Below are 19715 nucleotides of genomic sequence, written 5' to 3'. Positions count from 1 at the left end.
CCCCCCGGTCTCTCCCCCCCCGGTCTCTCCAGTGAGAAAGATTGTCATGTCCGCCGTCGCAACATCCGTGTTGTCGAGGAGAGGCTTTTTGCGCTCCGAGACACTCGTGCCCATCCTCCTGATCCTGATCGTTTCGGTCCTCGTCGTCGCGCCGCTGGTCAAGATCGTGTTTGCCACCCTGACCGTCGAAGGCCGTGATGCCTGGCAGGCGGTGCTTGCTTCCAAAATGTCCGAAAACCTGTGGTGGCGGCCACTGTGGAACACAGTGCTGCTCGGTGTCGGCGTTGCCGTCGGCTGCATCCTGATGGGCGGCTTTCTTGCCTGGCTGGTGATGCTCACCGACGTGCCGGCACCCAAAACCATCGGCCTGCTCGCCACCATGCCGTTCATGATCCCAAGCTTTGCCGCTGCCCTTGCCTGGGGTGCGCTGTTTCGCAACAGCCGGCTTGGCGGCTCGCTCGGCTTCTTCGAGGCCAATGGCTATATCGTTCCCGACTGGCTCGCCTGGGGCCTGGTGCCGACGCTGATCGTGCTGATTGCGCATTACTACTCGCTCGCCTTCACCGTCATCTCGGCCGCCTTGAGTTCGATCGGCGCCGACCTCGTCGAAGCTGCCCAAGTGGCGGGCGCCAGGCGCTCGCGCATCTTCTTCGGCATCATCCTGCCGGTCGTCACCCCGGCACTGATCGCTGCGGCATCGCTGACCTTCGCCGGTGCCGTCTCCAACTTCGCCGCCCCTGCTTTGCTTGGCCTGCCGGTCAGGATGCAGACGCTGTCGACGCGGCTGTTCGGCATGATCGAGACCGGCCAGACCGAGCGCGGCTTCGTCATCGCTTTGCTTTTGATCGTCGTCTCCGCCTCCTTCCTCTGGCTTGGCGAACGCCTCGTCGCCGGGCGCAAGAACTTCGTCACCGTCACCGGCAAGGGCGGCCGCACCAAGCGTTTCCCGCTCGGCAAGTGGCGCTGGCCGCTATTTGCCGTTGCCGTGCTGCTTTGCCTGCTCACCACCTTCCTGCCGGCACTGATCCTCACCGCGTCGAGCTTCGCCTTGCAGAACGGCTCGCTGTTTTCCAACTGGACGACGCATTTCTGGATCGGCGAAGGCGGCACCGACATGGCCCAGGGCCAGGCCGGCATCTTCCGCAATCCGGTGCTGATCGAGGCGCTGTGGATGACGCTGAAGCTCGCCGTGACAGTGGCAATCACCACCATGGCGCTCGGCCTGGCGCTCGCCCATACCATTGCCCGCAACAAGGGCACGGTGCTGGCAACGGTGCTCGGCCAGGTGTCGTTCATGCCGATCCTGATCCCCTCCATCGCCTTCGCCGCCGCCTATATCGCGCTGTTCGGCGCCCCGATCGGGCCGCTGCCGTCGCTCTACGGCACCTTCCTGCTTCTGGTGCTGGCGGCTTCCGCTCACCTGTTGCCTTATGCGGTCCAGTCCGGCCGCTCGGTGCTCGGCCAGATCTCGGCCGACATCGAAGAAAGCGCGCGACTGACCGGCGCCGGCTTCTTCCGCCGCATGGGCGCCATCATCATGCCGCTGGCCATCCGCGGCCTGCTCGCCGGCGCGCTGCTGGTCTTCGTCAAGATCGTGCGCGACCTGTCGCTGGTGGTGCTGCTGTTCACCTCGACCTCGCCGGTGCTCTCCATGCTTGCCTACCGCTATGCCGCCGAAGGCTTCATGCAGTTCGCCAACGCCATCACCATGGTCATCCTCGTCCTCTGCGTCGTCGCCACGCTCCTGGCGCACCGCCTGCAGAACCGCGTCCAGAAGTGGAAATCCGCATGAGCCCCGCCAACGGCAATCCGGCCGCGATCGCGATCCACAACGTCTCCAAGCGTTTCGGCAGCTTCACCGCCGTCGACAATGTCGACATCTCGGTGCCGCAGGGCGCCTTCCTGGTGCTTGTCGGCCCCTCCGGCTGCGGCAAGTCGACCTTGCTCAGAATGCTCGCCGGCCTGGAAACCCCAAGCGAGGGCGAAATGGCCTTCATGGGCCGCATTGTCTCCGACGGCGCCCGCGGCCTGGTTGCCGATGCCGGCGCCCGCGACGCCGGCCTGGTGTTCCAGAGCTACGCGCTGTGGCCGCACATGACTGTCGCCGGCAACATCGAATGGCCGCTCAAGGTGGCGAAATGGAGCAAGGCGGAGCGTACCGCCCGTGTCGACGAGGTGCTCGGACTGCTCGGCATCGCAGCGCTCAAGGAGCGTTACCCGGCCGAGATTTCGGGCGGCCAGCAGCAGCGCGTCGCCATCGCCCGCACCATCGGCCCCAAGCCGAACATCCTGTTGTTCGACGAGCCTTTGTCCAACCTCGACGCCAAGCTGCGCATCGAGATGCGCAGCGAGCTGATGCGCATCCACCGCGCCACCGGCGCAACCTCTGTCTACGTCACCCACGACCAGGTCGAGGCGATGACCATGGCAAGCCACGTCGCCGTGCTCAACAATGGCAAGGTCGAACAGTTCGGCGCGCCGCTGGAGTTGCTGGAAAACCCGCGCACCACCTTCGTCGCCACCTTTCTTGGCACGCCGCCGGCCAATCTGATCGAAGTCACCAGGAGCGGCGACGGCCTTGTCTATGACGGCCTGCGCCTCACCGACGCCAGCCGCGCCGAAGCGCGCGATGGCGTGCAGCTTCTCTACCGCGCCCACGATCTGATGGTCGGCAATATCGAGGGGCGGCCGACGATCAGCGCCCGTTTCGAGGAAGCCGCCCCGATCGCCGGGCGCACCATGGTGACGGCGTTTTCGGGCGGGCAGCGGCTGACGGCGATGGCCGACGGCTACTTCCGTGCCGCGATCGGCGACCAGATAAGCCTCAGCTTCGTCAACGGGCCGAGCGCAGTTTTTGCAATGAGTGGTGAAAGGATTAGCTGATGAGACTGGTAATGGTGCGCCATGGCGAGACCACCTGGAACGCCGAGCACAGGCTCCAGGGCCATGACAATGCGCCGCTGTCGCCGCGTGGCATCAAGCAGGTCCAGAGCTTCGTCTCCTTCGCCAAGGCGATGGCGCCTGATCACGTCGTGGTCTCCGACCTTGGCCGGACGCGCCAGACCGCCGGCCTGCTCGGTTATGGCGATGCGCCGCTTGACCCGCGCCTGCGCGAGATCGACATGGGCAACTGGACCGGCCGCATCAAGCACGAGCTCGAGGCCGAGCGGCCGCACGAATATCTCGCCTGGCGCGCCGGCACCTTCACCCCCGACAGAGGCGAGCCATGGCCGGATTTCTGCGCCCGCATCGTCGAAGGGTTGCGGGACTGCCTGAAGAAGTGCAACGGCGACACCCTCGCCATCGTCCATGGCGGTGTCATCCGCGCTGCCTGCCACGCCTTCCTGGGACTGCCGCCCTCGCGTGTCGTGCCGGTGACGCCTGGGACCGCGACGATCCTGAGCTTCGATACGGCCGACGCCCCGACGGCACGGCTCGAAGCCTATAACATCGCCGCCGTCGCGCCCGACTTCGACGCACCGGACTAGACGCGCAACCGGTTTGAAGAGGCCGTGCCTAAGGAAATGGTGCGGCTTCCGAGGTCTCCCAAGGAATGCCGCAGTTTCCCCCCGCAAAGAGGCACCAATAGCTAGATATTTAAAACGCAAACCTGCAATACAGACCGGGTCTACAATCGCAGCGCCACCATTCGCAATGCCGCCCGGAAAATGCATTTGCATCCGCCGGGCGCCAGGGGCGCCCGCCCAGTCATGAACACCATTTGGCCAGCGGCGTCATCCCCCGTTTGGAGGACGCCGCACAATAAATGTGCATTTCTGCGGAAACTGCTCGCGAGGCACGAGCCGCCTGCGAGCATCCGGCTGCCGTCTTGCGGCTACTTCGACATCTCTTCGATATATGCAATCACATTGGCGATATCGGTATCGTCCTTGAGACCGGCAAAAGCCATCTTGTTGCCCGGGACCTTTTCTTTCGGCATCTTCATGTAGGCGGCGATGTTGGCCTCGTCCCAGACCAGGCCGCCAGCACCCGCCTGCTTCATGGCGTCGGAATATTTGGCTTCAAAACTCGGCAGCGTGCCGGCCGTGCGGCCCACGACACCATGCAGCGATGGGCCGATCTTGTTCTTGTCGACCGCCATGTCGTGGCAGGCCATGCATTTGGTGAAGACCTTCTTGCCGGCGGCCGCGTCGCCTGCCGCATGAACCGGATTGGTGGCTAGAAACGAAGCTGCAAGAAGGGCTTGGACGCCCCATGCCGTCGCTCTCATGGCTGTCTCCCTGGTCAGGCCGGCGCCAAGCGCCGACGCTGGCGATACTAGCGTTACCAATGCCAACGCGCCATGCGCCATTCCGTTGCAGCCTTTGGCGCCAGCGCGCCAAAGGGGCGACAAGGGCGGCGATGGTTGCTATCATCCCACCCGGTGCAGGTCGCGGTTTCGCGTGACCAGACACGCTGGACGGCAGCACCGCGAGCCGCGACCCGAACCCGACCCGATCTCGGAGGAATGGTTCATGGCAAATTTCCACGTTTACGCAGCAGGCACTGGCAGCAACGTCGAACATCCCGCCATACGTCGGATAGGGATTGCGGATGTCTTCGACGCGCTTCGCCTGGGATTTGAAGATTTTTGGGACAAACCCTCACACTATGTCTTTTTATGCCTGATCTATCCGGTTGTCGGCGTGTTCCTGATCACATGGACCTCAGGCGGCAACGCGCTGCAGCTGATCTATCCGCTGGTCACCGGCTTCGCCCTGCTCGGACCGTTCGCGGCCCTTGGCCTCTATGAGATCAGCCGGCGGCGCGAACAACACCTCGACACCTCGTGGAAACACGCCTTCGAGGTCAGGCAGTCACCCGCCATGCCGGCCATCGCCGTCCTCGGCATCATGCTGATGGCGCTGTTCGTCGCCTGGCTGTTCACCGCGCAGGCGCTGTTCGCATGGCTCTATGGCGACAGCGCACCGGCGAGCTACACCGCCTTCATCACCGACGTGCTGACGACCCAGCGCGGCTGGACCCTGATGGTCGTCGGCAACCTCGTCGGCCTGATGTTTGCCCTTGTGGCGTTGAGCACCACTGTCGTTGCCTTCCCGCTGCTGCTTGATCGCGACATCGGCGCCTATGCCGCCGTCGAGACCTCGGCCCGGGCGATCATGGCCAACCCGATACCGATGCTGCTTTGGGGGCTGATCGTCGCCGCCGGCCTTGTCTTGGGATCGATACCGCTGCTCGTCGGCCTGGCGATCGTGCTGCCGGTGCTCGGCCATTCGACCTGGCACCTCTACCGCAAGCTGATCGAACCGGCGCCGGCACCTGTGCCGGTCAAGAAGACGCGCAAGCGCCCAACCTGAACCATTGCTCGCCGGCGGCGTTCAGCCGTCGGCTCAGCCCCCTCGATCAAGAAAATGCACCCGCCCTGTCGAGGGGCGGGCGCGAATGGCTTCAGTTGCCTCACGCCGGGTGGCTGAAGCGGGCTAACCGCGCGCCTTGCAGCAGGTTGCGGAAGTCAGAGCCGGTGACATGCACCAGCGTCCTGTGGTCGCCGGCCTCGAAATAGACGTCGCCATCGGCGCCAAAGCTTTCGTCGAGAATGACAGGCACGTCATAGGCGGCGCCCACCGGCGGCACGGCACCGATATCGCAGTCGCTGAACAGCTGGCTGACCTCGTCTTCCGAGGCGAGCCCGAGACGCTTGTCGATGACGTCCTGCAGCGTGCTGAGCTCGACCCGGTGGCTGCTGGGAACCACCGCCAGCGCATAGCCCATTTCATGGTGCAGCAGCACCGATTTGGCCAACCTGCGACCAGGTATGTGTGCTGCCAGCGCCGTCTGGCTGCTGGTCGAGGTCCGGTGATGGGCAACGGTATCGTAGTTGATACCCTTGCCGGTCAGGTAGTCTTCAAGTTTCCTTGCGATCGTCATCGTGGGCGTCCTTGTGTTGGAGGGGTGACGCATCGGAGAACGAGAAAGCTCATTCTCCTCCCATCATTTTTCCTGTCAACGAAGAACGCGAGCGGTGAGCCGAGCCCGTCGGCCGGCCAAAATGCCCCTGCCTATTGCCCGGTGCCGAACGACAGCACCCGGGTGATTTCGGTATAGCGGGCCTCGACCACCATGATCGCGACGAACACCAAAATCACCAGCGGCGGCACGATGATGGCGTAGCTCAGCGCCAGCCGCTCCCAGGCCATGTGCATGAACACGGCAACGATCAGTCCCGCCTTCAGCATCATGAAGATCAGGATCAGGCTCCATCTCAGCATGCCCTGAAAAGCGAAATAATCGACCGCGTAAGAGCAGGCGCTGAGGATGAACAGCCAGCCCCAGACCACCAGATAGAGCTTGATCGGGTGTTGCTGCCCTTCGGCATGCGCCATTGCCGGAGCGGGAGCGGCATGTCCATGCAGCCCGTGATCCTGCGCCTCTACCTGTGCCATCGCTTCACCTCACCAAAGATAGAAGAACGCGAAAATGAACACCCACACCAGGTCGACGAAGTGCCAGTAGAGCCCCATGATCTCGACGCTCTCATACTGGCCCCGCCGGCTGGTGAAGAACCCCCGCTCGCCGGTCTCGTAATCACCGCGCCACACCTTGCGCGCGACGATCAACAGGAAGATCACGCCGATGGTCACGTGGGTGCCGTGGAAGCCGGTAATCATGAAGAAGGTCGAGCCGAACTGTGCTGCACCCCACGGATTCTCCCATGGCCGCACACCCTCGCTGATCAGCTTGGTCCACTCGAAGGCCTGCATGCCGACGAAGGTGGCGCCAAGGACCGCGGTCAGCAGCATCAGGATCGCCGTCTTCCTGCGGTCGCGGCGGTAGCCGAAGTTGACCGCCATCGCCATCGTGCCGGACGACGAGATCAGCACGAAGGTCATGATCGCGATCAGGATCAGCGGAATGTTCTGGCCGAACAGATGCAGGCCGAAGACCTCGCTCGGGTTCGGCCATGGCACCACGGTCGACATGCGCGCGGTCATGTAAGACAGCAGGAAGCAGCCGAAGATGAAGGTGTCGCTGAGCAGGAAGATCCACATCATGGCCTTCCCCCACGAGACACCCTTGAACGCGCGCTGGTCCGACGACCAGTCGGCGATGAAGCCGCGCAGGCCCGGCGGCCGCGGCGCGGTGTGGTCGGCATGTCCCAGTGTGGTTTCGGCCATCCGCGTTCTCCTCAGCTCAGCAATTGGCGGCAGATGTCGACGAAGTCGGCGGCCCAGCCGGCCAGCACGGCAAACAGCACCAGCCACACGACAAGCAGCACGTGCCAGTACATGGCGCACAGCTCGGTCGTCAGCGTAAGCTTTGCCGGCCTTTCGCCGCGCCACGCCCTGACATTGGTTCGGCCAAGCACCAACAGCCCGCCTATGATGTGCAGGCCGTGCATCGCGGTGATCAGGTAAAAGAAGCTGACGGCCGGGTTGTCGGCGGCGAAGTAACCGTTGGCGGCAAGGTCGCGCCAGGCCAGCAACTGCCCGCCGAGGAATGCCACCGACGTCAGCGCGCCCACAAGCAAGGCAAGGCGCAGATTGTCGACCTGCCCCTTATGCGCGGCGACCACTGCACATTGCAGCGCCACGCTCGCCAGCACCAGCATGCCGGTGTTGAGCCACAGCAGCCACGGCATCGGCGCCGCCTGCCAGTCGGCATAGACCATACGCATGAAATAGGCGCTGATGAACAGCGCAAACAGGGCGCCGACGACAGCGAGAAACACGCCCAGGCCGAGCTTTGCCGGGTGCAGCAGTGACGCTTCCGTCGCGGGAAAGGCGTTGACCGGCCCTGCTTCCAGCCACGGCTTGGACATCAGCCGCTGGCGCGCCAGCCACCAGCCGGCGACCGCCATGACCAAAGCGAGAAAGATCAGGATGGCGCTCATGCCGGCCCGCCTTGCGTGGCCGGTCCGCCTTGCGTGGCCGGCCCGCCTCGCGTGGCCGGCCCGCCTTGCGTGGCCGGACCCGGATCGTTCTGGGCGATGAAATCCTCCGGTGCGCCTGGTACCGAGTAGTCATAGGCCCAGCGGTAGACGACGGGCAGTTCCTTGCCGAAATTGCCATGCGGCGGTGGTGTTCCCGCCGTCTGCCATTCCAGTGTCGTTGCCCGCCATGGATTGTCGCCCGCTTCCTTGCCGTGGCGGATGCTCCAGAACAGGTTGAACAGGAACACCAGCTGGGCGAAGCCGACGGTGAGTGCTGCGACGGTGATGAACTCGTTCAGCGTATGCACCGACGGCGGGATGAAGGCGGTGTCGCCGAGCTCGGGATAACGCCTGGGAACGCCGACCAGCCCGACATAATGCATCGGGAAGAAGATCAGGTAGGCGCCGATGAAGGTGACCCAGAAATGGAACCGGCCCATCCACTCGTTGAGCATCCGGCCGGTCATCTTGGGGTACCAGTGATAGACCGCGCCGAAGACCACCATGATCGGCGCCACGCCCATCACCATGTGGAAATGCGCGACCACGAACATGGTGTCCGACAGCGGCACGTCGACGACGACGTTGCCCAGGAACAGCCCGGTCAGCCCGCCATTGACGAAGGTGACGATGAAGGCGAGCGCAAACAGCATCGGGATGGTCAAATGGATGTCGCCGCGCCACAGGGTCAGCACCCAGTTGTAGACCTTGATCGCCGTCGGCACGGCGATGATCAGGGTGGTGGTGGCAAAGAAGAAGCCGAAATAGGGATGCATGCCCGAGACATACATGTGGTGCGCCCAGACCACGAAAGACAGCGCGCCGATGCCGACGATCGCCCACACCATCATGCGGTAGCCGAAGATGTTCTTGCGCGCATGGGTGCTGATCAGGTCGGAGACGATGCCGAAGGCCGGCAGCGCCACGATGTAGACCTCGGGGTGGCCGAAGAACCAGAACAGGTGCTGGAACATGATCGGGCTGCCGCCATTATGCGGCGACTGCTCGCCCATCTCGACGATCGCCGGCATGAAGAAGCTCGAGCCGATGGCGCGGTCGAACAGCATCATCACGCAGGCGACGAACAGGGCCGGGAAGGCCAGCAGCGCCATGACGGTGGCGGTAAAGATGCCCCACACTGTCAGCGGCAGCCGCATCAGCGTCATGCCGCGCGTGCGCCCCTGCAGCACGGTCACGACATAGTTGAGACCGCCCATGGTGAAGCCGATGATGAACAGGATCAGCGACACCAGCATCAGGATGATGCCCGGCCCCGTGCCGCCTGGCGTGCCCGAAAGGATCGCCTGCGGCGGATAGAGCGTCCAGCCGGCACCGGTCGGCCCGCCGGGCGCGAAGAAGCTTGCCACCAGCACCAAAACGGCGAGCAGGTAGATCCAGTAGCTCAGCATGTTGACATAGGGAAACACCATGTCGCGCGCGCCGACCATCAGCGGGATCAGGTAGTTGCCGAAGCCGCCGAGGAACAGGGCCGTCAACAGGTAGATGACCATGATCATGCCGTGCATGGTCATGAACTGGTAATAGGCCTCGGGCGTGATGAAATCGAAGGTGCCGGGAAAGCCGAGTTGCAGCCGCATCAGCCACGACAGCACCAGCGCGACGAGCCCGATGGCAAGTGCGGTGCCCGAATACTGGATGGCGATGACCTTGGCGTCCTGCGAGAAAACGTATTTCGTCCACCAGCTGTGCGGATGGTAGAGATCCATCTCGCCCACTTCGGCCGGTGGGATCAGGTCTGCTCCGTGGGGCGTGACATCGACCATGCGTGCACCTTGCTCTTGCCTCTGCCTTCGCGGTGAGGCCGCCTTCAAGCGGTCGCGCCGTGTCTCCTATTCCATCTTCGCGGTGGCTTTCGCCGGGTCGACCAGGGCGCCTACCTTGGCGGGACCGGTCAACTGGGCGAATGTCGACTGCTGCTGCAGCCAGCTCGTGTAGTCCTGCTCGGTGTCGACCATGACGATGCCGCGCATGAAGCCATGTCCCGTGCCGCAGAGCTCCGCGCACAGCACTTCGAAGGTGCCCGTCCGTGTCGGGATGAACCAGAAATAGGTGACCATGCCAGGCACCATGTCCATCTTGGCGCGGAACTCGGGCACGTAGAAATCATGCAGCACGTCGATCGAGCGCAGCAGCATCTTGACCGGCTTGTCGATCGGCAGATGCAGGTCGGCGGCCTCGACCACGACATCGTCCTGGCCGTTGGGATCTTCGGGATTGATGCCGAGCGGATTGTCGGAATTGATCAGCCGGGCGTTCGAGGTGCCGAGCTTGCCGTCGGCGCCCGGCAGCCTGTAGCTCCACTGCCATTGCTGGGCGACGACCTCGACCTCGGTGGCATCCTTGGGCACTGTGACGAACTGGCCCCAGACATAGAGGCCCGGCGCCAGCATCGCCGCGACGCCGACCGCCGTGATCAGCGTCAGCCAGGATTCGAGCTTCTTGCTTTCGGGTTCATAGGCGGCCTTCCGCCCTTCCTTGTGGCGGAAGCGGTAGACGCAATAGGCCATGAACAGGACGACGGCCGAGAAGACGGCACCGGTGATCCAGAAAGTCGCAACGAGAGTGCTGTCGATGTAGCCCCAGTTGGAGGCTATCGGCGTCCACCACCATGGGCTCAGCACATGAAACAGCACCGAGCCTATGACAACAAGAACGAGTACGAGCGCTATGGCCATCCTCTGTCCTCCCCGGGCATTCCGGGGGACGCTGTCCCCTGAGGAAGGCCTGCCGCATCATAGCTTGATTTGGCGCGGAAATACTAGAGCAGGAGGGCGGCTGCAGGTTGCGTCAAGTTCGCGCGGCCACTTGTGGCTGCGGAACCTCTTGCACAGCCGGCTTTATGCTGTTGCGCGCCAAGTCGAAGCGCACAAAGTCAAAGCGCGCAAAGTCAAACGAAGTGGCGGCGGACCGCCCCCGGTCGCGCCGCCCTTTCCGGCAGGCTTCAGATCGCCTGGGCCGGATAGCCGGCGGCGTCGAGCGCCTGGGCGACCCTGGCGGCATCGGCACTGGTTTCGACTGAAACCGTCTGCGCCTTGAGATCGATATCGATGCGCGCGGCCGCGTCGACGCTCTGCACGGCCTTGGTGACCATGCCGGCGCAATGGCCGCAGGTCATGTCGGGAACATTCATCTTCAGCATTTCAGGATCCTTGGTTAGGTCGGCATCGCGCCGTTTCTGCAATCTGGTGTTTCCAGCTACAGGAAGGTCAAACATTTTTCGATCACGGATTTGTTACCACGACTTTTTCGTGACCGGCAAAGCCCCGGGACCCACAATGCAAGGGCATATGCCAATATTTTCAGTCAGTTACATCGACGCTGAAAAACATGCGCTGGAGCTGTTGACCTTCCCAACACTGGAAGCCTTAGACCTCTGTTCGAAATTGATGACATAGAGGTCCATGACCATGAACGCTCCATTCAACCCGCTCACTGCGCCAGCCGGTAGGCAAAGCTTCCCGATCGAGGGCATGACCTGCGCCTCCTGCGTGCGCCGCGTCGAGCTGGCCATCTTAAAGGTGCCTGGTGTGACCACCGCCACAGTCAACCTGGCCACCGAAAGTGCAGACGTCACCTTCGGCGGCAGCATCGACGCCGACGGCGTCATCGCCGCCATCCGCAACGCCGGTTATGACGTGGCGGTCGAAAAGATCGAAGTCGAGATCGAAGGCATGACCTGCGCCTCCTGCGTGCGCCGGGTCGAAAAGGCCATCGCTGCCGTGCCGGGCGTGAAGGCGGCTTCGGTCAATCTCGCCACCGAACGCGCCACCATCGAGACGCTGGCCGGCACCACGCGCACAGCGATCGATGCCGCCATCCGCAAGGCCGGCTACGAGCCGCGCCGCGTCGAGCAGGCGGGTGCCGAAGGCGACAGCCGCGAGGAGGCGCGTTACCGCGAGTTCTCCCACCTCAAGCGCGACTTCGCCATCGCCGCCATGCTCACCTTGCCGATCTTCGTGCTGGAGATGGGCTCGCACACCATCCCCGCCCTGCATCACTGGCTGATGATGAATGTCAGCCAGCAGAAGCTCTACATCGCCTTTTTCGTGCTGGCGACCATCGTCCAGTTCGGCCCCGGCCTGCGCTTCTACCAGAAGGGCGTGCCGGCCCTGCTTCGTCTCGCACCCGACATGAACTCGCTGGTCGTGCTCGGCTCGAGCGCCGCCTGGGCCTATTCGGTCGTCGCCACCTTTGCGCCGGGCGCACTGCCCGCCGGCACCGCCAATGTCTATTTCGAGGCGTCGGCGGTCATCGTCACGCTGATCCTGCTCGGCCGCGTGCTCGAAGCCAAGGCCAAGGGCCGTACCTCGGAAGCGATCAAGCGGCTGATGGGCCTGCAGGCCAAGTCGGCGCGTGTCGAACGCAACGGCGCGTTCACAGACATTCCGCTCGACGAGGTCGTTGCCGGCGACGTCGTGCAGGTCCGCCCCGGCGACAAGGTGCCCGTCGACGGCATCGTGCTTTCAGGCTCGTCCTTCGTCGACGAATCGATGATCTCGGGCGAACCGATCCCGGTCAGCAAGGGCGAAGGTGCCGAGGTCGTCGGCGGCACCATCAACAAGACCGGCGCCTTCACCTACCGCGCCACCAAGGTCGGCGCCGACACGCTGCTGGCCCAGATCATCCGCATGGTCGAAACGGCGCAAGGCTCGAAGCTGCCGATCCAGGCACTGGTCGACAAGGTCACGGCCTGGTTCGTGCCCGCCGTCATGGCCGCGGCCGCATTGACCTTCATCGTCTGGCTGATCTTCGGCCCCGAGCCGGCGGCGACCTTCGCGCTGGTCAATGCGGTTGCCGTGCTGATCATCGCTTGCCCCTGTGCCATGGGCCTCGCTACCCCGACCTCGATCATGGTCGGCACCGGCCGTGCCGCCGAACTGGGCGTGCTGTTCCGTAACGGCGAAGCACTGCAATCGCTGAAGTCGACCTCGGTCGTGGCGCTCGACAAGACCGGTACGCTGACCGCCGGCAAGCCCGTGATGACCGACCTCGACGTCGCCAGCGGCTTTGACCGTGCCAAGGTGCTGGCGCTGGTCGCCGCCGTGGAGGCGCAGTCCGAACATCCGGTTGCCGCTGCCATCGTCGCAGCAGCCAGGGATGAAGGTCTCGCTCTGGCCGAGACCGGTTCGTTTGAGGCAGTGCCCGGCTTCGGCGTCAGCGCCAGCGTCGGCACTCATCGCGTCGACGTCGGTGCCGACCGCTACATGGCCAGGCTCGGCATTTCGGTGCAGGACTTCGCCGAGACCGCCATCCGCATGGGCTACAAGGCCAAGACCCCGCTCTATGCGGCGGTCGACGGCAAGCTCGCGGCTGTCATCGCGGTTTCCGACCCGATCAAGCCGACGACGCCGCAGGCGATCCGCGCGCTGCACGATCTGGGCCTCAAGGTGGCGATGATCACAGGCGACAACCGTCGCACCGCCGAAGCCATCGCCGCCCAGCTCGGCATCGACGAGGTCGTCGCCGAAGTGCTGCCCGACGGCAAGGTCGACGCCATCAAGCGCCTGCGTTCAGGTGGCCGTGCGGTGACCTTCGTCGGCGACGGCATCAACGACGCGCCGGCACTCGCCGAGGCCGATGTCGGCATTGCCATCGGCACCGGCACCGACGTCGCCATCGAAAGTGCCGACGTGGTGCTGATGTCGGGCGACCTGCTCGGCGTGACCAACGCGATCGCGCTGTCCAAGGCGACGATCGCCAACATCAGGCAGAACCTGTTCTGGGCCTTCGCCTACAACGCCGCCCTCATTCCGGTCGCGGCGGGCGTGCTCTACCCGGTCAGCGGCGCTTTGCTGTCGCCGATGCTGGCGGCAGGCGCGATGGCGATGTCGAGTGTCTTCGTACTCGGCAATGCGATGCGGCTGAAGCGCTTCAAGGCCCCGGCTCGCGCAACGGCGGCATCGACCGCGCCTGCACTAGTCCCGGCCGCCTAGCCAGCCCTCGCGGCCTGCCCCAGGAGCAAGATCCCGAAAGCGGACATCCGCTTTCGGACGTCGTGCAGGCAGGCCGCTCTTCTCCCCTCCTCATCACGCGAGGCCGTCATGCCCAACGCTCCCTGGATCGAGATCTTCACCACGCCCACCTGCCCCGACTGCCTGGCGCTGAAGCGCTGGCTGAATGCGGAGCAACTGCCTTTCGTCGAGCGTGACCTGCGCGACCCCGCGATCGCCGATGAAGCCAAGCGCCGCACCGGCGTACGCGTCGCGCCCATCACCATCATCGACGGCAAGCACGTCTTTTACGGCACTTTCGCCACCCAGCGCGCCGAGATCGAAGCGCTGCTCGACCTGACCCGGGCGGCACGACCATGAGTTGCCTGACCCTGCCCCAGCCCGGCCGCCGCATCGCGGTCGGCGATACCAGGACGATCCTTGAGGCCGCCCTCGACGCTGGCATCGCCTATCCGCACAGCTGCCGTTCCGGCCGCTGCGGCGCCTGCAAGTCGCGCCTCGTCTCCGGCCATGTCGAGCTCGGCAAACACTCGCCTTTTGCGCTCACCGAACAAGAGCGCGAAGACGGGCTCATCCTCGCCTGCCGCGCCGTGCCCAGCGACGACGTCGTCGTCGAATGGCTCGACGACAGCTTCGCCACAGCACAGCCTGTCATGCAGGACGCCGAGGTCGTCGCCCTCGAGGCCATGACACACGACATCGTCGCGCTCCGTCTTCAACTTGCCGATCGCCAGAATTTCCGCTTCGCCGCCGGGCAATATCTGTCGCTGACCATGCCGGGCGCGCCGCCACGCAATTATTCGATGGCCAGCCGACCCGACGAGGAGCTTGTCGAACTTCACATCAGGGCGGTGCCTGGCGGCCGCACCAGCGGGCTGATCCACACCTCGCTGAAGCCGGGCGACACGGTTGAGATCCAAGGCCCCAGCGGCTCGGCCTACCTGCGCGAGGCCCATGCCGGCCCGATCATCGCGCTTGCCGGCGGCAGCGGCCTCGCCCCGGTCAAGTCGATCGTCGAGACGGCGCTGCTTTCAGGCTTGGCCCAGCCGATCCATGTCTATTTCGGCGTCCGCGCCGAACGCGACCTCTATCTGGTCACGCATTTTCGCGCCCTGGAACGCAGATTTCCCAAGCTGAGCTTCGTCCCGGTGCTGTCGCAGATTGCCGCGAAGGGCTGGCGCAGCGGCTTTGCTTCCGACGCGCTCGCTGAGGACCATCGCGACCTTACTGGTGCCAAGGCCTATGTCGCCGGCCCTCCCGCCATGGTCGACGCTGCCATTTCAGGTCTCGCGGCGCGCGGGGTGCCGGCCGGCGACATTCACGCCGACGTCTTCTTCACATCAGAGGCAAGCGACAACAACGCCGCTTGACCTCAAGGGGTCGCAATCCCCATTTATAGGACATGCATTCGATGCAACAGATCCCGGCGACGACCCATCCGCTCCGCGCTCACCAGCGCGGGCAGGCCCGTGCGCGTATTGCCGTGATGGACGACGGCAGGGCCAGCATGCTGAGGCTCCTGCGGCTGATGCTGCCGCTGGTGTTGCTGTTCTTCCTGGCGCTCGGCCAGGCCGCCTCCGCTCACCCCGCCGACGGCCAGCACCAGCCGCACGCCACCCAGATGATGTCGCATCACGCCAAGGCCGACGCCGGTTGCTGCGACCCAGACAAGGACGCTCGCGCCTGCCTGGCGCAATGTCTCGCCTCGTGCAGCTATTGCGCGCCACTGCCGCTGCCAACTGTTTTCCCCGAACTTGCTGGCGTCTCGCCTTTTCCCGCCAGGACCGAACCGCTGCACGGATCGATATCCGCTCCGCATCTCAGACCGCCATCCCACTCCTGAACTGACGCGTTTCGACGCGCACGCTCCGGCCTTTGTCAGCGCCGGGAGACATCAGTTTTGGAGACCATGAACATGAATACCCTTTCGCGCCGCGGCTTCATCGCGGCATCGGCGGCAACGCTTTCGGCTGCCGCAGTCCCGTCCCTGCTCCTGCCGGTGCGCCCGGCCCATGCCCAAGGTCACAAGGTCGTAACCGCGGGCAAGCGCGTCATCGAGGTCAAGGGCAAACCCGCCAATGTCTTTGGCCTCACCCAGGCCGACGGCTCTTCCGGCCTCGTCATGAACGCCGGCGACAACTTCCGCGTCACGCTGAAAAACCTGATCGGCGAACCGACGGCCATCCACTGGCACGGCCTCACCCCGCCATGGCGGCAGGACGGCGTCGCCGGCATTTCGCAGGAGCCGATTCCCGACGGCGGCAGCCACGACTACGACTTTCCGGTCGCCCGGCCCGGCACCTTCTGGATGCATTCGCATTTCGGCCTGCAGGAGCAACTGATGCTGGCCGCGCCGCTGATCGTGCGCGACCCTGACGAAGCAGGCCAGGACGTGCAGGAGGTGGTGGTGTTGTTCCACGACTTCACCTTCCGCGATCCCAAGGAGATCCTTGCCGAGCTCAAGGCCGGCGGCCACGACATGAGCGCCATGGCGCCGGCGCCCGCCCCGGCAGCTTCGGGGCACGAGGGCCACAACATGCCGGGCATGGCGATGGGCAGCGGCCAGATGGATCACGGCACCATGGACCATGGCGCGATGGGCGGCATGCAGATGGGCGGCGGCCAGATGGCTGGCCCGGCGGGGGCAATGTCCCACCTGCAGGACGTGCAGTACGACGCCCTGCTGGCCAATGACCGCACCCTCGACGACCCCGAGGTCTTCACTGTCGAGCCGGGCGGACGCGTTCGCCTGCGCCTGATCAACGGTGCCGCCTCGACCAATATGTGGCTCGATCTCGGCCAGCTCCAGGGCAGACTGATCGCTGTCGACGGCATGCCGGTCGAGCCGCTCGAAGGTCAGCGCTTCGAGTTCGCCGTGGCCCAGCGCCTCGACATCATGCTCGAACTGCCGAAGCAGGCTTCAGCCTGGCCCATCCTTGCCGTGCAGGAAGGCGGCCGCATGCGCAGCGGCATCGTCCTTGCCGCCAGGGGCGCGTCGGTCGGCAAGCTCGCTGACATGGCCGACGAGGACTTCCCCGCCGTCGGCGTCGGGCTCGAACAGAAGCTCAGGGCGGCCAGGCCGCTCGACGACAAGGCCGCCACGCGCAAGCACACCATGATGCTCGGCGAAGGCCCCAACTATGTCTGGACCCTCGATGGCGCCATGCATGGCCAGGACAAGCCACTGGCGGTGGCGAGCGGCGACCGCTTCGAGCTGACCTTCATGAACCACACCACCATGTCGCATCCGATGCACCTGCACGGCCACCACTTCCAGGTGGTCGCGGTCAACGGCAAGCGTTTTGCCGGTGCCGTGCGCGACACGGTGCTGGTGCCGGCCAAAATGGGCATGGTGACCATCGCCTTCGATGCCGACAATGCCGGCAACTGGGCGCTGCACTGCCACCATCTCTACCACATGGCCGGCGGCATGATGACCTCGATGGCCTACGCCGACTGAGCCCGGACATGCTCCCGGAGGTGGCATCAGCTTTCGGGATCATGCACCGGCAAGATGCGGCAGGTCGGCGCCATCGGCGTCGGCCTGCATCACGATTTCGCCAGCCCCTTGAACTTCCAGTTACTGGAAGCTTTATATGACATCCAAGTTGATCGAGGAGTGACCATGAACATTGGTACCGCTTCGGAAAAGTCGGGCCTGCCGGCCAAGACCATCCGTTATTACGAAGACATCGGCCTGTTGCGCCCCGACCGCGCCGACAATGGCTATCGCGACTACTCGATGTCCGACGTGCACCGCCTGCGCTTTTTGCAGCGCTCGCGCAGCCTCGGCTTTTCGGTCGAGCAATGCCGCCAGCTTCTGTCGCTTTATGGCGACAAGGAGCGCGAAAGCGCCGACGTCAAGGCCATCGCCGAGACCAAGCTTGTCGAGATCGACCGCAAGCTGGCCGAGCTGACCGAACTGCGCAACACGCTGCGCCACCTCGTCCATAACTGCCACGGTGACGCCAGGCCCGATTGCCCGATCATCGACGGCCTGTCCGGCCGCATGCAGACGCAGTAACCGGTGTGAAATTCCGGTGACCAGCCTCGCCGCCTATGGCGGCCTCTTCGTCGCGGCCTTCGCCGCCGCGACGCTTTTGCCGGCGCAGTCCGAAGCCCTGCTTGCCGGGCTGACCATCAATGGCGGCTATTCGATTGCCCTGCTCGTTGCCGTCGCCACCTTTGGCAACGTGCTTGGCTCCCTGGTGAACTGGCTGATCGGCGGCCAGGTCGAACGCTTCAAGCACCGCCGCTGGTTTCCGGTCGGCCCTCCAGCACTGCAGCGCGCCGAAAACTGGTACCGCCGCTATGGCCGCTGGTCGCTGCTGCTCTCCTGGGTGCCTGTTATCGGCGACCCGCTGACGCTGATCGCCGGCACGCTGAAGGAACCGCTGTGGAGTTTTCTGGGGTTGGTCAGCATCGCCAAGCTCATCCGCTACATCGCTGTTGCGGCGGCCGCGCAGGGGTTTGTCTCCTAGCGCGGGAACGCAGTGGGTGTTTCCATCGCGGTGTTTGGGCTTTCTCTGGTATTCCACAGACCGACCGAGGACCCCCGAGAAAGAAACTGAACCTCCACCCTCCGATCATGTCACAACTGTCACGGCATGGATTCCCGACACTCTCCGCTCGTTTCACTCGCTCACGAGGTCGGGAATGACGGGAAGGGGAGCCGTTGCGATCAACAGCAACCATCCACTTCGTTTTGGTTTTGCCGGCGGCAGATAATGGAGTTCGCAGACGTCGAAACTTGGCAAAGGCGCCCACCGAGCGGAGAGTGTCGGGAATGATGGATCGCGGGGAGAATGGCCCCTAATTTTCCTGCACTACGATCAGCGGAGACGGCTCGGTAGCCGCATTATGAGCCTGCCGAACCACGAGGTCTCTGGCCGAGAATCCAAGGTCAGACAGCATCACCATGAGGACGTTGGGACGAGCACCCCTCAACCCGTCATTCCCGACCTCGTGAGCGAGTGAAACGAGCGGAGAGTGTCGGGAATCCATGCCGTGACGCCGAAAAATCAAAGCCGGTGCAGGATTTGGCTTCTTGTTCACGTCCGGCTAAGCTTCCACCATGGGACGGAAGGGGTACGTCTACATCCTCGCCTCGCAGAAGAACGGCACGCTGTACATCGGCGTGACATCCGATCTTGCCGGTCGCCTACTCCAGCATCAGACCGGGACCGGCTCCAGGTTTGCTGCCCGCTATGGCGCGATACGGCTTGTCTGGTTCGACGAGTATGACCTGGTTGTCGACGCCATCGCCCGCGAGAAAGCGATGAAGAAATGGCCACGGGCGTGGAAGGTCAAACTGATCGAAGAGCGCAATCCAGAGTGGCGGGACATCGCCTGGCATTTGATGTGACGCGCTGGTCTCGGTCATCTCGCTTGATCTGGACCGCTGTGGTTTCGCCTAGGTCGCGGCATGGATTCCCGACACTCTCCGCTCGTTTCACTCGCTCACGAGGTCGGGAATGACGAGATGCGGTGGACGCCTTTGCCAAGTTTCGTCGTCTGCGAATTACAAATCTGCCGACGGCAAAACCAAAACGATGTGGCTGGTTGCCGAAGGTTGACCGCAACGGCTCCCCTTCCCGACACTCTCCGCTCGTTTCACTCGCTCACGAGGTCGGGAATGACGAGATGCGGTGGACGCCTTGCCAAGTTCGTCGTCTGCGAATTACAAATCTGCCGACGGCAAAACCAAAACGAAGCGGCTGGCTGCTGAAGGTTGATCGCAACAGCACCCCTCAACCCGTCATTCCCGGCCTCGTGAGCGAGTGAAACGAGCGGAGAGTGTCGGCAATCCATGCCGCGACTTGGGCGAAACCAGAACGGTCCAGAGCGCGGCA

20 protein-coding genes are annotated in these 19715 nt (G+C 64.2%); 12 read left to right on the top strand and 8 right to left on the bottom strand.

Annotated features, from left to right (window positions below; all coding sequences use genetic code 11):
• Window positions 1-46: 46 nt before the first annotated feature.
• From IHE39_RS11940 to IHE39_RS11930, 3 genes are read left to right on the top strand one after another with little or no spacing between them, the layout of a single operon-like run.
• A complete protein-coding gene (locus tag IHE39_RS11940; protein ID WP_192566577.1) occupies window positions 47-1792 on the top strand; it encodes an ABC transporter permease in 1746 nt (581 codons plus the stop codon).
• Window positions 1789-2883, top strand: coding sequence for an ABC transporter ATP-binding protein (locus IHE39_RS11935; protein ID WP_192566576.1), 1095 nt, complete (start codon window positions 1789-1791; stop codon window positions 2881-2883). Before IHE39_RS11940 ends, IHE39_RS11935 begins: the two co-directional genes overlap by 4 nt.
• On the top strand, window positions 2883-3488 hold the full coding sequence (locus tag IHE39_RS11930) for a histidine phosphatase family protein (RefSeq protein WP_192566575.1): 606 nt from the start codon (window positions 2883-2885) through the stop codon (window positions 3486-3488). The genes IHE39_RS11935 and IHE39_RS11930 overlap by 1 nt, the downstream gene beginning before the upstream one ends.
• Window positions 3489-3835: 347 nt before the next feature.
• Here IHE39_RS11930 and IHE39_RS11925 read toward each other — a convergent pair whose 3' ends face one another.
• The gene (locus tag IHE39_RS11925; RefSeq protein ID WP_184774134.1) at window positions 3836-4231 is read right to left on the bottom strand and encodes a c-type cytochrome; all 396 of its coding nucleotides are present in this window, start codon (window positions 4229-4231) and stop codon (window positions 3836-3838) included.
• 244 nt (window positions 4232-4475) lie between these two features.
• Here IHE39_RS11925 and IHE39_RS11920 point away from each other — a divergent pair, with 244 nt between their 5' ends.
• Window positions 4476-5318 (top strand): DUF2189 domain-containing protein, encoded by an 843-nt coding sequence (locus tag IHE39_RS11920; protein WP_184774136.1) that lies wholly within the window; start codon window positions 4476-4478, stop codon window positions 5316-5318.
• 100 nt (window positions 5319-5418) lie between these two features.
• Here IHE39_RS11920 and IHE39_RS11915 read toward each other — a convergent pair whose 3' ends face one another.
• From IHE39_RS11915 to IHE39_RS11885, 7 genes are all read right to left on the bottom strand, one after another.
• Window positions 5419-5889, bottom strand: coding sequence for an aminoacyl-tRNA deacylase (locus tag IHE39_RS11915; RefSeq protein WP_192566574.1), 471 nt, complete (start codon window positions 5887-5889; stop codon window positions 5419-5421).
• 131 nt (window positions 5890-6020) lie between these two features.
• Window positions 6021-6404: a cytochrome C oxidase subunit IV family protein gene (locus tag IHE39_RS11910; protein ID WP_192566573.1), complete on the bottom strand. Its 384-nt coding sequence runs from the start codon at window positions 6402-6404 to the stop codon at window positions 6021-6023.
• Window positions 6405-6413: 9 nt separating this feature from the next.
• Entirely contained in the window at window positions 6414-7136 is a 723-nt protein-coding gene (locus IHE39_RS11905) for a heme-copper oxidase subunit III family protein (RefSeq protein WP_192566572.1), read from the bottom strand.
• An 11-nt stretch (window positions 7137-7147) separates the two neighbouring features.
• The gene (locus IHE39_RS11900) at window positions 7148-7852 is read right to left on the bottom strand and encodes a cytochrome c oxidase subunit 3 (protein ID WP_192566571.1); all 705 of its coding nucleotides are present in this window, start codon (window positions 7850-7852) and stop codon (window positions 7148-7150) included.
• Entirely contained in the window at window positions 7849-9675 is a 1827-nt protein-coding gene (gene ctaD, locus IHE39_RS11895; RefSeq protein WP_246485449.1) for a cytochrome c oxidase subunit I, read from the bottom strand. The genes IHE39_RS11900 and ctaD overlap by 4 nt, the downstream gene beginning before the upstream one ends.
• Window positions 9676-9741: 66 nt before the next feature.
• On the bottom strand, window positions 9742-10587 hold the full coding sequence (locus tag IHE39_RS11890) for a cytochrome c oxidase subunit II (protein ID WP_192566570.1): 846 nt from the start codon (window positions 10585-10587) through the stop codon (window positions 9742-9744).
• 266 nt (window positions 10588-10853) lie between these two features.
• On the bottom strand, window positions 10854-11051 hold the full coding sequence (locus IHE39_RS11885) for a heavy-metal-associated domain-containing protein (RefSeq protein WP_184774148.1): 198 nt from the start codon (window positions 11049-11051) through the stop codon (window positions 10854-10856).
• 268 nt (window positions 11052-11319) lie between these two features.
• On the opposite strand from IHE39_RS11885, the gene IHE39_RS11880 reads away from it, so the two are divergent.
• The 8 genes from IHE39_RS11880 (at window position 11320) to IHE39_RS11845 (ending at window position 19228) form a co-directional block, all read left to right on the top strand.
• Window positions 11320-13845: a heavy metal translocating P-type ATPase gene (locus IHE39_RS11880; RefSeq protein WP_192566569.1), complete on the top strand. Its 2526-nt coding sequence runs from the start codon at window positions 11320-11322 to the stop codon at window positions 13843-13845.
• A gap of 108 nt (window positions 13846-13953) precedes the next feature.
• Complete coding sequence (locus IHE39_RS11875) at window positions 13954-14223, top strand: glutaredoxin family protein (protein ID WP_192566568.1); 270 nt, start codon at window positions 13954-13956, stop codon at window positions 14221-14223.
• Window positions 14220-15233, top strand: coding sequence for a 2Fe-2S iron-sulfur cluster-binding protein (locus IHE39_RS11870; protein WP_192566567.1), 1014 nt, complete (start codon window positions 14220-14222; stop codon window positions 15231-15233). The genes IHE39_RS11875 and IHE39_RS11870 overlap by 4 nt, the downstream gene beginning before the upstream one ends.
• Before the next feature lie 41 nt (window positions 15234-15274).
• Window positions 15275-15706, top strand: coding sequence for a hypothetical protein (locus IHE39_RS11865; RefSeq protein WP_192566566.1), 432 nt, complete (start codon window positions 15275-15277; stop codon window positions 15704-15706).
• A gap of 72 nt (window positions 15707-15778) precedes the next feature.
• Window positions 15779-17323, top strand: a complete 1545-nt coding sequence (locus IHE39_RS11860; RefSeq protein WP_192566565.1) for a multicopper oxidase family protein — start codon at window positions 15779-15781, stop codon at window positions 17321-17323.
• Between the two features lie 165 nt (window positions 17324-17488).
• Complete coding sequence (cueR, locus tag IHE39_RS11855; RefSeq protein WP_184774159.1) at window positions 17489-17887, top strand: Cu(I)-responsive transcriptional regulator; 399 nt, start codon at window positions 17489-17491, stop codon at window positions 17885-17887.
• A 16-nt stretch (window positions 17888-17903) separates the two neighbouring features.
• On the top strand, window positions 17904-18344 hold the full coding sequence (locus IHE39_RS11850; protein WP_192566564.1) for a VTT domain-containing protein: 441 nt from the start codon (window positions 17904-17906) through the stop codon (window positions 18342-18344).
• Window positions 18345-18937: 593 nt separating this feature from the next.
• Window positions 18938-19228, top strand: a complete 291-nt coding sequence (locus tag IHE39_RS11845) for a GIY-YIG nuclease family protein (RefSeq protein WP_184772377.1) — start codon at window positions 18938-18940, stop codon at window positions 19226-19228.
• The last annotated feature ends 487 nt before the right edge of the window (window positions 19229-19715 follow it).

It is taken from the genome of Aminobacter carboxidus (assembly GCF_014863355.1).
GTDB lineage: Bacteria > Pseudomonadota > Alphaproteobacteria > Rhizobiales > Rhizobiaceae > Aminobacter > Aminobacter carboxidus.
This window is presented reverse-complemented; position numbering and strand designations above follow the sequence as displayed.

Excerpts from the sequence above, each read along its gene's own strand:
- IHE39_RS11870 (WP_192566567.1), top strand. The coding sequence starts at position 14,220 with ATGAGTTGCCTGACCCTGCCCCAGCCCGGCCGCCGCATCGCGGTCGGC.
- IHE39_RS11925 (WP_184774134.1), bottom strand. The coding sequence starts at position 4,231 with ATGAGAGCGACGGCATGGGGCGTCCAAGCCCTTCTTGCAGCTTCGTTT.
- ctaD (WP_246485449.1), bottom strand. The coding sequence starts at position 9,675 with ATGGTCGATGTCACGCCCCACGGAGCAGACCTGATCCCACCGGCCGAA.
- IHE39_RS11935 (WP_192566576.1), top strand. The coding sequence starts at position 1,789 with ATGAGCCCCGCCAACGGCAATCCGGCCGCGATCGCGATCCACAACGTC.
- IHE39_RS11860 (WP_192566565.1), top strand. The coding sequence starts at position 15,779 with ATGAATACCCTTTCGCGCCGCGGCTTCATCGCGGCATCGGCGGCAACG.
- IHE39_RS11915 (WP_192566574.1), bottom strand. The coding sequence starts at position 5,889 with ATGACGATCGCAAGGAAACTTGAAGACTACCTGACCGGCAAGGGTATC.
- cueR (WP_184774159.1), top strand. The coding sequence starts at position 17,489 with ATGAACATTGGTACCGCTTCGGAAAAGTCGGGCCTGCCGGCCAAGACC.
- IHE39_RS11930 (WP_192566575.1), top strand. The coding sequence starts at position 2,883 with ATGAGACTGGTAATGGTGCGCCATGGCGAGACCACCTGGAACGCCGAG.
- IHE39_RS11875 (WP_192566568.1), top strand. The coding sequence starts at position 13,954 with ATGCCCAACGCTCCCTGGATCGAGATCTTCACCACGCCCACCTGCCCC.
- IHE39_RS11940 (WP_192566577.1), top strand. The coding sequence starts at position 47 with ATGTCCGCCGTCGCAACATCCGTGTTGTCGAGGAGAGGCTTTTTGCGC.
- IHE39_RS11905 (WP_192566572.1), bottom strand. The coding sequence starts at position 7,136 with ATGGCCGAAACCACACTGGGACATGCCGACCACACCGCGCCGCGGCCG.
- IHE39_RS11880 (WP_192566569.1), top strand. The coding sequence starts at position 11,320 with ATGAACGCTCCATTCAACCCGCTCACTGCGCCAGCCGGTAGGCAAAGC.
- IHE39_RS11920 (WP_184774136.1), top strand. The coding sequence starts at position 4,476 with ATGGCAAATTTCCACGTTTACGCAGCAGGCACTGGCAGCAACGTCGAA.
- IHE39_RS11845 (WP_184772377.1), top strand. The coding sequence starts at position 18,938 with ATGGGACGGAAGGGGTACGTCTACATCCTCGCCTCGCAGAAGAACGGC.
- IHE39_RS11890 (WP_192566570.1), bottom strand. The coding sequence starts at position 10,587 with ATGGCCATAGCGCTCGTACTCGTTCTTGTTGTCATAGGCTCGGTGCTG.
- IHE39_RS11885 (WP_184774148.1), bottom strand. The coding sequence starts at position 11,051 with ATGCTGAAGATGAATGTTCCCGACATGACCTGCGGCCATTGCGCCGGC.
- IHE39_RS11865 (WP_192566566.1), top strand. The coding sequence starts at position 15,275 with ATGCAACAGATCCCGGCGACGACCCATCCGCTCCGCGCTCACCAGCGC.
- IHE39_RS11910 (WP_192566573.1), bottom strand. The coding sequence starts at position 6,404 with ATGGCACAGGTAGAGGCGCAGGATCACGGGCTGCATGGACATGCCGCT.
- IHE39_RS11900 (WP_192566571.1), bottom strand. The coding sequence starts at position 7,852 with ATGAGCGCCATCCTGATCTTTCTCGCTTTGGTCATGGCGGTCGCCGGC.